This window comes from Streptomyces sp. CA-181903 (assembly GCF_050937075.1).
Classification (GTDB): domain Bacteria; phylum Actinomycetota; class Actinomycetes; order Streptomycetales; family Streptomycetaceae; genus Streptomyces.
In genome coordinates this window covers 2541559-2553803 of sequence record NZ_JBNJLY010000001.1, presented here as the reverse complement: position 1 = coordinate 2553803, position 12245 = coordinate 2541559, and the positions used below count along the sequence as shown (strand labels likewise).

Sequence of the window (12245 nt, the reverse complement as noted above, 5' to 3'; positions counted from 1 at the left end):
GGGCACCGTTGAACGACCGCCAGGACCCGTACGCGCACGATCCCCACGGGCATGACCCCCACGCCCGGGATCCGTACGGACAGCAGCCGCAGGTGTACGGCTACGACGCCTACGGCGGTCCGGTCCACCGTCCGGACGATCCGCGGATGGCGTATGACGCCTACGGCAGGCCGCTCGCCGGATTCGACGCCTCGGTGCAGCAGCAGGGGGGCGTCCAGGAGTACGGGCAAGGGTACGGACAGGGGTACGGCGGTTACGACCCGTACGCCGTCGAGGGGCAGGGCACCGGCGGGCAGGGCGGGTACCAGCAGGCGCAGGAGTACCCCGCGTTCCAGCAGCCGCAGGGGTACGCCCAGCCCCAAGGCCACGTTCAAACACAGCAGCAGGCCCAAGCCCCCGCCGTCGACGACGAGCGCCCGCAGGAGCGGATCCCCCGCCAGGCGGACCGCGCCGGACGCGTGGAGGCCCCCGGCGGCGCGGAGGGCGCGGCGCCGGCCGGTGCCGTCCCCGAGCCGCGGCAGGCGCCCGACGACGACCCGGCGGCGGCCCCGGACTACCGCACCGAGCAGTTCTCCTTCGTCGAGGCGCCGGACGAGGACGCCGAGGACGTCATCGACTGGCTGAAGTTCAGCGAGAGCCGCACCGAGCGCCGGGACGAGCGCAAGCGCCGCGGCCGCAACCGCTACGTCGCGCTCGCCGTGGCGTTCGTGCTGGTCCTGGGCGGAGTGCTCGGCTACCTCTTCCTGGCGGGCGGTGACGACAAGGGCGGCGGTGCCTCGGCGGGCGTCGGGCAGAAGCGCGACGTCATCGTCGTGCACCTGCGGCAGACCAAGGGCGGCGGCAGCTCGACGGCCCTGCTCGTCGACAACGCGACGACGAAGAAGGCCACCGCCGTCCTGCTGCCCAACGCGCTCGCCGTCGCCAAGGAGGGCGGCGGGTCCACGACCCTCGGCAAGTCCGTGCAGGAGGCGGGCACCGGGGGCACCCGCGACGCCCTCAACACCCTGCTCGGCTCGCAGATCAAGGGCAGCTGGCGGCTGGACACCCCGTACCTGGAGAACCTCGTCCAGCTGGTCGGCGGTGTGACGGTCGACGCGGACACCGACGTCCCCGGGGCCAAGCCGGGGGACGACCCGCTGGTGCGGCGGGGCGCCGGGCAGAGCCTCAACGGCCAGGCGGCCGTCGCCTACGCCACCCACCGGGCGCCGGGTGAGGCCCCCGACCGGCAGCTCAACCGGTTCGGGCAGGTCATGCAGGCCGTCCTGAAGAGGATGTCCACCGACCCCAAGGCCGCGACGACCACGGTCGAGGCGCTGGCGCAGATCCCCGACCCGTCGCTCTCCGTCCCGCAGCTCGGCGCCTCCCTGGCCCAGCTGGCGGCCCGCGCCAAGGCGGGCGCGTACCGCACCGCCGTGCTGCCCGTGCGGCCGGACGGGACCCTCGGCGGCGAGGAGGCGGACGGCGTGGTCAAGGAGGTGCTCGGGGGCGCGGTGGGGAGCGCGGGCGCCGGCAGCACGCCCCGGGTCAGCGTGAAGAACGCCACAGGCGGCGCGGCCGGCGCGGGCGCGGCCCGGGTCGCCCTCGTCAACGGCGGCTACACCTACCTCGACGCGGGCACGGCCGCCGCGGCGGGCGCCTCCACCGTGTACTACGCGGACGACAAGCGGGCGGCGGACGCCAAGGAGGTCGCCAAGACGCTGGGGCTGCCGGCCGGCGCGGTTCGGAAGGGGCAGGCGTCGGACGTCGCGGCCAACGCGGACGTGACCGTGGTGCTCGGCAGGAATTACAAGGGCTGAGCGGTGCCGTGCCGGTGCGGGGAGTGCCGGGAAAGCCCGGGAGGGGCCGCGGCGGGTCGTGAGACCCTTGAGGGCGTACCCGCTCTCTACCGAAAGCATGGCCAGTGACCGCCACGGACCGCTCCGCACAGCTCATTCAGGCCGCCGCCCAGGCTGCCGCCGACAAGCTCGCGCATGACATCGTCGCGTACGACGTCAGCGACGTGCTGTCGATCACCGACGCCTTCCTGCTGGCCTCGGCCCCCAACGACCGCCAGGTCAAGTCGATCGTCGACGAGATCGAGGAGCGGCTGCTCAAGGAGCTGGGCGCCAAGCCGGTCCGGCGCGAGGGCGACCGTGACGCGCGCTGGGTCCTCCTGGACTACATGGACATCGTCGTGCACGTCCAGCACAGCGAGGAGCGCGTCTTCTACGCCCTGGAGCGGCTGTGGAAGGACTGCCCGGAGATGGAGCTGCCCGCCGACGCGGTGGCCACCCGCGGCAAGGGCGCGGAACACGCCCGCGCCCAGGAGGCCGCCGACGGGCTGGACGGTGAGCTGAGCTGAACGGCAGCAGGGGAGGCGGCCGGGGCCGCCGCATCGTCCTGTGGCGGCACGGCCAGACGGCCTGGAACGTCGAGCGCCGCTTCCAGGGCACCACAGACATCGAGCTGACGGAGACCGGCGTCGCCCAGGCGCGCCGGGCGGCCCGGCTGCTGGCGGCGATGAAGCCGGACGCCGTCGTCGCCTCCGACCTCCGCCGCGCCGCCGGCACCGCCGCCGAGCTGGCGGCGCTCACCGGCCTGGAGATCACCCACGACGCCGGGCTGCGCGAGACGTACGCCGGGGCCTGGCAGGGCCTCACGCACGAGGAGATCAGCGAGCGGTACGGCGAGCAGTACGCGGCCTGGAAGCGCGGGGAGCCCGTGCGGCGCGGTGGCGGCGAGCTGGAGACCGAGGTCGCCGAACGGGCGGCCCCCGTCGTCCTGGACCACGCCGACCGGCTGCCGGACGGCGGCACGCTCGTCGTCGTCAGCCACGGTGGCACCATCCGCACCACCATCGGACGGCTGCTCGGGCTGGACCCGCTCTCCTGGGAGGCGCTGGGCGGGCTCAGCAACTGCTGCTGGTCCGTCCTGGGCGAGGGCGCGCGCGGCTGGCGGCTGCTGGAGCACAACGCGGGCACCCTGCCGGAGCCGGTCCTCGGCGACGACGACTGAGCCCTCCCGGAACCCCGGGTTCCGGGGTGCGGGCCCGCCACCGGGCCCGATTTCCCATTCGGGCAGGTGGCAGGCTAAAGTTCTTCTTGTTCGCGGGGAACGCGGGGGAAAACCTCCGGGGGAGCCGAGAACAGCGGGGCTATAGCTCAGTTGGTAGAGCGCCTGCATGGCATGCAGGAGGTCAGGAGTTCAATTCTCCTTAGCTCCACAGAAAGGGGATCCCGTCCGGTCGGCAAGACCGGGCGGGATCTTCGTTTTGTGCGGTACGGCCGCCGCGACGGGACCGGGGTTCAGGAGGCCCGCCGCGGCTCCTTCCGCGCCAGCCGGTCGCGTATCTCCGACAGCCTCATCCCGTGCTCCGGGCAGCCCACCAGCGGATCCTCCAGGGCGGCCAGCCTGGCCAGGAGGCGGGCGGTCTCCGCGTCCTCCGGCGTGTAGACGACCACGCGCGTCTCGGGCGCCTCCGCCGGCGCGAGCGAGGTGGAGACCAGCCGGAGCTCGCCCACCGAGGCGTGCCGCATGACCTTGGTGCGGCGGCCCGGCGGGATGACGTCCCCGGCCTCCCACAGCCGGCGGAACTCCTCGCTGGACGCGGTGAGCAGGCGCAGGAACTCCTCCCACGCCGGCTCGCCGACGTGCCGCCCGTACGCGCCGCGGAACGTGGCCACCAGCAGCGGCAGTTCCGCCTCCCGGTCGACGACCGGGCCGCAGCACTCGGGCCGGGTGAAGAGCTGCCAGAGGACGTTGGCCTTCCAGTCCGCCGTCAGGTACACCAGCGGGAAGAGGGCGCGGTAGGACGCGTTGGTGGCCAGCACGTCGTAGCGGGCGTTGTAGACGACGGCCGGATTCGGGCCGAGGGCGTCGATGACCGCCTGCACCGCCGGGCCGACCGCGTCCGCGTCGGCCACCCGCCGCGGCGCGTACGGGACTTCGGCCAGCTGGTAGAGGTGCTCGCGCTCGTTCTCGTCCAGGCGCAGCGTCCGGGCGATGGCGTCCAGCACCTGCACGCTGGCGTTGATGGGGCGGCCCTGTTCCAGCCAGGTGTACCAGGTGATGCCGACCCCGGAGAGCTGCGCCACCTCCTCGCGCCGGAGGCCGGGGGTGCGCCGGCGCAGGCCCTCGGGGATGCCCACGTCGGCCGGTCTCACCCTGGCCCGCCGACCGCGCAGGAAGGCGGCCAGCTCCGTTCGCCTGCGTCCGTTCAGCGTCGCCATCGTCGTCACGTCCCCCATGGTCGTCGCGGCGCGGGAATGCCGCCAGGTGCCACTGGTAATAGGTGCGGTGGGCTCTCGCCACCCGTACCCGTCCGCACACAGCCTGTAGGGCATGTCCACGATCCCGTCCCCCGAACGACGCCCGCTCCGGGCCCCGGTGAAGTGCCCGGTACCAGTGAAGCGGACCCCACTGACAACGGCGCCGGCGCTCCCGGCCCCCGCGGGCCCGTACGGCCCGGCCTGCTGCTGCCGATCGTGCTGCTCGGCCAGTTCATGGCGATCCTCGACTCGTTCGTCGTCAACGTGGCCACCGCCACCATCCGGACGGAACTGCACGCCTCCGGTTCCGGGCTGCAACTGGTCGTCGCCGGCTACACGATCAGCTACGCGGTGCTGCTGATCACCGGCGCCCGGCTCGGCGCCCGCCACGGCCACCGGCGGGTCTTCCTCGCCGGGCTCGCCCTGTTCACCCTCGCCTCGCTGTGCTGCGGACTGGCCGACGGCACCGGGGCGCTGATCGCCTTCCGGTTCGTCCAGGGCGCCGGCGCGGCCGTGATGCTGCCGCAGGTGCTGAGCCTGATCCAGCGCGCCTACGACGGTCCCGCGCGGGCGCGGGCGCTCGGCCTCTTCTCGGCCGTGATCGCCTCGGGCGCCGCGATCGGGATGACCGTCGGCGGCCTGCTGGTCGACGCGGACCTGTTCGGCTGGAGCTGGCGGCCGGTCTTCCTGGTCAACGTGCCCATCGGGCTGCTGCTCCTCCTCCTGGGCGTCCGGCTGATGCCCCGCGACGAGCCGCACGCCGGGGAGCGCGCGCGGGGGCTCGACCTGGCGGGCCTGGTGCTCCTCGCGGCGGCCGTCATGTGCTTCACGGTGCCGATGGTGCTGGGCGAGGAGCAGGACTGGCCGCTGTGGACCTGGCTGTCGTTCGCGCTCTGCGCCGTGCTCGCGGCGGCCTTCGCCGGGTACGAGGCGCGGCTGGCCCGTCGCGGCGGGGCGCCGCTGATCGCCCCCGCGGTGCTGCGGGTGCCGGGCGTGCCGCAGGCGGTGGCGCGGCTCGGGCTCACCATGGCGATGAACGCCGGCGTCCTCCTGTCGCTCTCCCTGCACCTGCAGAGCGGGCTCGGCTTCGGGCCGCTGCGCACCGGGCTGACCTTCCTGCCCACGGCGGTGGCCTTCGGCGGCGTCGGCCTCAACTGGCGCAGGTTCCCCGAGCGTTGGCACGGCGCCCTGCCCACGGCCGGACTGCTGCTGGCGGCGGTGTCCTTCGCGGGTACCGGGCTGGTCCTGCGCGACGGCGGCGACGGCGGCCTGTGGCTGTACGCGGCGCTGCTCGGCGGCGGTGGCGGGCTCGGCCTGGCCTTCAGCCCGACGCTCGGCCGTACGCTGGCCGGGGTGCGGCCGGAGCACGCCGCCGACGCCAGTGGACTGCTCACCACCACCAGCCAGCTCGGCCTGCTCACCGGGGTGGCCGTCTACGGCGCCGGCTACCTCGCCGAGGCCGGCGGCGGGACGGCGGCCTCCTCGGCGCACGGGGTATGGATCACCTCGTGCGCGCTGGCGGGGACGGCGGTGGCCGCGGTGGGGACGGCCCTGCCGCGTCGGCGGCGCTGACCCGGCGCCCGTCCCGTGGCAGAATCGGACGGCCGGGCGCGGACGGGGTGAAGGGGAGGGAAGCTGACATGCCGGGGAGCGTGTTCGCGACGACCGACGCCCTTCCCGGAGTTCCCGGAGCCTCCGGTGTTCCCGGGATGCGAATTCCCGGATCCCCAGGAGTGACCGCCCTCCGATGCCCGGCTTGTGGATCCGCTCATGCGGCCCAGGCGCTCGGCGACAACGGCGGTGTTTCGTACGTCCGCACGGCCTGCGGCCACAGCTGGAGCTGAGTGAATGGGTGCACACAGCCGGAAATGCGACTGGTGCGGCAGCGGGACGCCCATCGTTCGCGACATGGAACCGATCAACGCCGACTACCAGTACTGGTGCGTCGAGTGCGCACGGGCGCTGATCATAAAAGGGGACCCCATCGAGACCTACCGTGAACTGGAGGGGGAGCCGATCTACGGGCGGTTGCTCGACGAGCACTGCGCCCTGAAGCGGTTCTATTCGTTCGCTACCGCGTGAGGGCTCCGAACCCTCGGGCAAACCGGGCGAAATCGGTCAGGGGAACCATCGATTTGGCAGATGGCAGGGGGGTCCGTGTAATGTAGTCGATGTCGCCAGGGGGAACCGGCCGGAAACGGCGGGAAAGCCCGGGCGGCGGACAAGAGAACAAGGGGCTATAGCTCAGTTGGTAGAGCGCCTGCATGGCATGCAGGAGGTCAGGAGTTCAATTCTCCTTAGCTCCACAGGAGATGAGCGGGTCGTCCGAAAGGGCGGCCCGCTTTTCGTTGTGCGGTCGGCCGTTCGCGGCCCCTTTCCCGGGCGTTCGCGCACTTCTTGCATGTTCATGACCCTTCCTTGCCCGCTTGTTGGCGAACACATGTCCCCTGCATGAACCGTTCGCCGAAAGAGTGACGTGCCGTGTGCGCGCCGCTTCCGTCGCGGCCGTCACACATGACCGCACGCGACTCATCGCATCGCAGGGGGTTTTATGAGATCTCGCCGTTCTCGTCACTCCGGAGCCCGCGCGGGCCTGGCCCTGGCCGCCGCGCTGCCCTTGGTGACCGGAGTGTTGGCGCTCGGCGCGCCCACCGCCGGCGCCGACAGCGGGCCGCCCGCCCGGCAGTCGCTGGCCGGCACCAAACCCGAGTGGGCCACGGCCGCCGCCGACCGGGGCAGCACCTCGGTGAAGAAGGCCGTCACCGCCCGCGTCTACCTCGCCGGCCGGGACGCCAAAGGGCTCGCCGACTACGCCCGGGCCGTCTCCGACCCCCGGTCCGCCTCCTACGGCAGGTACCTGACGGCGCGCCAGGCGAAGGATCGTTTCGGCCCGACCAAGGGGCAGATAGCCGAGGTCACCGGATGGCTGAAGTCCGCGGGCCTCAAGGTGACCGGCACCAACGAGCACTACGTCACCGTCACCGGTGACGCCGCGGCGGTGCAGAAGGCGTTCGGCACCCGGCTGCACGACTACGTCAAGGACGGCCGGACGTACCACGCGCCGTCCTCGACCGCCACCGTCCCCGTCTCCCTGCACGGCGCGGTCCTCACCGTCGTCGGCCTCAACGACGCCCCCCGGCGCGCGCACCGGGACGAGACCCTGCCCGGCCCGAGCTCCGCGTTCGTCAACGCCGGTCCGTTCTCGACCTACTACGGCTCGAACGTGAACAAGAGCCTGCCGTCGGCCTACGGCGGCCACGCCCCGTACGCGATCAAGGGCTACACCGGCAAACAGCTGCGGGCCGCGTACGGTGCCAAGAACTTCTCCGGCAAGGGCGTCACGGTCGCGATCACCGACGCGTACGCCTCGCCGACGATCGGCAAGGACATCGAGCAGTACGCCAAGCGCAACGGCGACAAGGCGTACCGCAAGGGCCAGTTCTCGCAGGTGCTGCCCGCCGACTGGAAGCACGGCTCGCCCGACGAGTGCGACGCGGCCGGCTGGTACGGCGAGGAGACCCTCGACATCGAGGCCGTGCACGCGGTGGCCCCCGAGTCCGACATCGTCTACGTGGCCGGGGCCTCCTGCCAGGACGACGACCTGATCGACTCGCTGCACAAGATCGTCGACAACCGGCTGGCCGACATCGTCTCCAACTCCTGGAGCGACATCGAGACCCACGAGACGCCGGACGTCGCCACCGCCTACGACCACGTCTTCCAGCAGGGCGCCGTGGAAGGCATCGGCTTCTACTTCTCGTCCGGCGATGACGGCGACAACAGCCACAAGCACGGCGAGAAGACGGTCGACACCCCCGCCAACTCGCCGTGGGCGACCTCCGTCGGCGGCACCTCGCTGGCCGTCGGCAAGGGCGACCACTACCTGTGGGAGACCGGCTGGGGCACCCACAAGGCGCCGCTGTCGAAGGACGGGCGCACCTGGACCGGCTTCCCGGGTGAGTTCACCGGCGGGGCCGGCGGCGGCACCAGCAAGATCTTCGAGCAGCCGTACTACCAGCGCGGCGTGGTCCCCGACACGCTCGCCAAGGCCGACGGCGCGGCCAAGCCGATGCGCGTCGGGCCGGACATCGCTGCGGTCGCCGACTCCACCACCGGCTTCCTGGTCGGCCAGACGCAGACCTTCCCGGACAAGTCCGTGAAGTACGGCGAGTACCGCATCGGCGGCACCTCGCTCGCCGCCCCGGTCATCGCCGGTGTGCAGGCGCTGGCCCAGCAGGCCCGGCACGGCGTGCCGATCGGCTTCGCCAACCCCGCCATCTACGACCGCTACGGCACCGCCGCGTACCACGACGTCACCGACCACCCGCTCGGCAAGGGGCAGGGCATCGGCAACGTCCGCGTCGACTTCAACAACAGCGTCGACGCCAAGGCCGGCACCACCGTGTCGCTGCGCAGCCTGGGCGACGACGGCTCGCTCTCGGCGACCGTCGGCTACGACGACGTGACCGGCGTCGGCTCGCCGGGCAGTGACTACGTCACCTCGTACGTGCCCGGGCACCGGCGCTGAGCGCGGGGCCGGACGCCGTCGCCCTCGCGGGGGCGGCGCCCGGCCCGTTCGCGGGTCGCCGAGGCCGGCGGAGGCCCACCGGAGCCCGCTGAGGCCCGCTGAGGCCGCCGGGGGGCCGCCGCACCGGCCCCCGGCTCGGTGCGGGCCTCGGGGCCCCTGCGGTAACCTGGCCCCATGCGTGCCGTACGCCTCCTGCTTAGCGAGCCGCGCTGATCAATCCCGACCGGTCAGGTCGGCATCGGCGCGGCCTCCCCTCCTGTGCGAGGGGATTTTTCGTTTCCGGATCCGGCAGGGGACCCGGGGACCGTAGCGCGACCGCAGGCAGAGACGACGATCGATGGAGCTTTGAGGACGATGAGCGAGACCACTACCGCCGCCGAGGTGGCTGCCCCGCACCGCTACACGGCCGCGCTGGCCGCCGACATCGAGGCACGCTGGCAGGACTTCTGGGACGCGAACGGGACGTACGAGGCGCCCAACCCGGACGGCGAACTGGCCGGTGACCCCGAGGTCGTGGCCCGGCCGCGCAAGTTCATCATGGACATGTTCCCGTACCCCTCGGGCGCGGGCCTGCACGTCGGCCACCCGCTGGGCTACATCGCCACGGACGTCACCGCCCGGTACCACCGGATGACCGGCCACAACGTCCTGCACACCCTGGGCTTCGACGCCTTCGGCCTGCCCGCCGAGCAGTACGCGGTGCAGACCGGCACCCACCCGCGGGTGTCCACCGAGGCCAACATGGAGAACATGAAGGCGCAGCTGCGCCGGCTGGGCCTGGGCCACGACAAGCGGCGGTCGTTCGCGACGATCGACCCCGAGTACTACAAGTGGACGCAGTGGATCTTCCTGCAGATCTTCAACTCGTGGTTCGACGAGGACGCGAAGAAGGCCCGGCCGATCGCCGAGCTGGTGGCGCAGTTCGAGAGCGGAGAGCGCGCGACGCCCGACGGGCGCTCCTGGAGTGAGCTGAGCGCCGTCGAGCGCGCCGACGTGCTGGGCGAATACCGCCTGGCGTACGCCTCCGACGCGCCGGTCAACTGGTGCCCGGGCCTGGGCACCGTGCTGGCCAACGAGGAGGTCACCGCCGACGGCCGTTCCGAGCGCGGCAACTTCCCGGTCTTCAAGTCCAAGCTGCGCCAGTGGAACATGCGCATCACCGCCTACGGCGACCGGCTGCTGGACGACCTGGACGCGCTGGACTGGCCCGAGGCCATCAAGCTGCAGCAGCGCAACTGGATCGGCCGCAGCGAGGGCGCCCACGTCGACTTCGCGATCGACGGCCGTCCGGGGGCGAAGGCCACCGTCTTCACCACCCGGCACGACACCCTGTTCGGCGCCACCTACCTGGTGCTGGCGCCCGAGCACCCGCTGGTCACCGAGGACTCCGCCGTTCCGGCGAGCTGGCCCGAGGGCACCCACGACGACTGGACCGGCGGGCACGCCACCCCGGCCGAGGCCGTCGCCGCGTACCGCAAGGAGGCCGCCGCCAAGTCGGACGTCGAGCGGCAGGCCGACGCCAAGGAGAAGACCGGCGTCTTCACCGGCGCGTACGCCGTCAACCCGGCGACCGGCGACCGGATCCCCGTCTTCGTCGCCGACTACGTCCTGATGGGCTACGGCACCGGCGCCATCATGGCCGTCCCCGCGCACGACAGCCGCGACTTCGCCTTCGCCCGCGCCTTCGACCTGCCGATGCGCTGCGTCGTCAAGCCGTCGGACGACCGGGGCACCGACCCGGCGGAGTGGGCGGACTCCTTCGACTCCAAGGAAGCCGAGATCATCAACTCGGCCGGCCCCGAGATCTCCCTGGACGGGCTGGTCGTGCCCGACGCCAAGGCCCGGATGGCCGCCTGGCTGACCGAGCGGGGCATCGGCGAGGGCACCGTCAACTTTCGGCTGCGCGACTGGCTGTTCAGCCGCCAGCGCTACTGGGGCGAGCCCTTCCCGATCGTCTACGACGAGGACGGCGTCGCCCACGCGCTGCCCGAGTCGATGCTGCCGCTGGAACTGCCCGAGGTCGAGGACTACGCCCCGCGCACCTTCGAGCCGGACGACGCGGACACGGAGCCGGAGACCCCGCTGTCCCGCAACGCGGACTGGGTGCACGTCGAACTGGACCTGGGCGACGGTGTGAAGCGGTACCGCCGCGAGACCAACACCATGCCCAACTGGGCCGGTTCCTGCTGGTACGAGCTGCGCTACCTGGACCCGCACAACGACGAGCGGCTGGTCTCGCCCGAGGCCGAGCGCTACTGGATGGGCCCGCGCGAGGACAAGCCGCACGGCGGCGTCGACCTGTACGTCGGCGGCGCCGAGCACGCCGTACTGCACCTGCTGTACGCCCGCTTCTGGTCCAAGGTGCTGTTCGACCTGGGGCACGTCTCCTCGGCCGAGCCGTTCCACAAGCTGTTCAACCAGGGCATGATCCAGGCATACGTCTACCGCGACGCCCGCGGCATCGCCGTGCCGGCCGCCGAGGTCGAGGAGCGCGACGGCGCCTACTGGTACCGGGGCGAGAAGGTCTCCCGGCTGCTGGGCAAGATGGGCAAGTCCCTGAAGAACGCCGTCACGCCGGACGAGATCTGCTCCGAGTACGGCGCCGACACCCTGCGCCTGTACGAGATGGCGATGGGCCCCCTGGACGTCTCCCGCCCCTGGGACACCCGCGCCGTCGTCGGCCAGTACCGGCTGCTGCAGCGCCTGTGGCGGAACGTGGTCGACGAGGCCACCGGTGAGGTCACCGTCGTCGACGCCGAGCCGGACGAGGCGACGCTGCGCGTCCTGCACAAGACGATCGACGGTGTCGGCCAGGACATGGCCAACCTGCGCTTCAACACCGCCATCGCCAAGATCACCGAGCTGAACAACCACGTCACCAAGCTGACCGAGGTGCCGCGCTCGGTGGCGGAGCGGCTGGTGCTGCTGGTGGCGCCGCTGGCCCCGCACATCGCGGAGGAGCTGTGGCGCCGGCTGGGCCACACTGAATCGGTCGTGCACCGGGACTTCCCGGTGGCCGACCCCGCGTACCTGGTCGACGAGGCCGTGACCTGCGTCGTCCAGATCAAGGGCAAGGTCAAGGCGCGGCTGGAGGTCGCCCCGTCGATCTCCGACGAGGAGCTGGAGCGGGTGGCGCTCGCCGAGCCCGCGGTGATCGCGGCGCTGGGCGGGGCGGGCATCCGCAAGGTCGTCGTGCGGGCGCCGAAGCTGGTGAACATCGTCCCGGCGTGACGCCGGTGCCGTTTTGGGTGTGACGTCGGGGTCGTCCCCGGTGTGACGTCGGGGTCGTCCCGGTGTGACGTCGGGGTCGTCCCGGGTGTGACGCCGGTTTCGTTCCGGGTGTGACGCCCGGGACTCGGGGGTTTCCCCTACGGGCAGGTTGGGGGTTCCGATGGAACCCACGGCCTGCCCGTGCCGTTTACCGTGGAGAGGTGCCTCAAGAACCCGTGAACCGACCGGCCCGCCGGTCC

General features: G+C 72.3%; 8 protein-coding genes and 2 tRNA genes. 9 read left to right on the top strand and 1 reads right to left on the bottom strand.

Going from position 1 to position 12245, the window contains the following annotated elements; all coding sequences use genetic code 11:
• The first annotated feature begins 8 nt into the window (after window positions 1-8).
• The 4 genes from ACQEVS_RS11435 (at window position 9) to ACQEVS_RS11420 (ending at window position 3202) form a co-directional block, all read left to right on the top strand.
• Complete coding sequence (locus ACQEVS_RS11435; RefSeq protein ID WP_433018881.1) at window positions 9-1796, top strand: LCP family protein; 1788 nt, start codon at window positions 9-11, stop codon at window positions 1794-1796.
• Between the two features lie 104 nt (window positions 1797-1900).
• Window positions 1901-2341, top strand: a complete 441-nt coding sequence (gene rsfS / locus ACQEVS_RS11430; protein ID WP_433018878.1) for a ribosome silencing factor — start codon at window positions 1901-1903, stop codon at window positions 2339-2341.
• Complete coding sequence (locus tag ACQEVS_RS11425) at window positions 2338-2994, top strand: histidine phosphatase family protein (RefSeq protein WP_433027455.1); 657 nt, start codon at window positions 2338-2340, stop codon at window positions 2992-2994. The genes rsfS and ACQEVS_RS11425 overlap by 4 nt, the downstream gene beginning before the upstream one ends.
• A 135-nt stretch (window positions 2995-3129) precedes the next feature.
• Window positions 3130-3202, top strand: a tRNA-Ala gene (locus ACQEVS_RS11420).
• 82 nt (window positions 3203-3284) lie between these two features.
• On the opposite strand, the gene ACQEVS_RS11415 is transcribed toward ACQEVS_RS11420, so the two are convergent.
• Complete coding sequence (locus ACQEVS_RS11415; RefSeq protein ID WP_433027452.1) at window positions 3285-4226, bottom strand: helix-turn-helix transcriptional regulator; 942 nt, start codon at window positions 4224-4226, stop codon at window positions 3285-3287.
• 144 nt (window positions 4227-4370) lie between these two features.
• Between ACQEVS_RS11415 and ACQEVS_RS11410 the strand changes: the two genes are divergently transcribed.
• The 5 genes from ACQEVS_RS11410 (at window position 4371) to leuS (ending at window position 12006) form a co-directional block, all read left to right on the top strand.
• On the top strand, window positions 4371-5819 hold the full coding sequence (locus ACQEVS_RS11410) for an MFS transporter (RefSeq protein ID WP_433018875.1): 1449 nt from the start codon (window positions 4371-4373) through the stop codon (window positions 5817-5819).
• A gap of 276 nt (window positions 5820-6095) precedes the next feature.
• Complete coding sequence (locus ACQEVS_RS11405; RefSeq protein WP_004944425.1) at window positions 6096-6329, top strand: hypothetical protein; 234 nt, start codon at window positions 6096-6098, stop codon at window positions 6327-6329.
• Window positions 6330-6480: 151 nt separating this feature from the next.
• Window positions 6481-6553: transfer RNA gene (locus ACQEVS_RS11400), tRNA-Ala, on the top strand.
• A gap of 245 nt (window positions 6554-6798) precedes the next feature.
• Entirely contained in the window at window positions 6799-8775 is a 1977-nt protein-coding gene (locus ACQEVS_RS11395) for a S53 family peptidase (RefSeq protein ID WP_433018871.1), read from the top strand.
• A 354-nt stretch (window positions 8776-9129) separates the two neighbouring features.
• Complete coding sequence (gene leuS / locus ACQEVS_RS11390) at window positions 9130-12006, top strand: leucine--tRNA ligase (RefSeq protein ID WP_433018868.1); 2877 nt, start codon at window positions 9130-9132, stop codon at window positions 12004-12006.
• The last annotated feature ends 239 nt before the right edge of the window (window positions 12007-12245 follow it).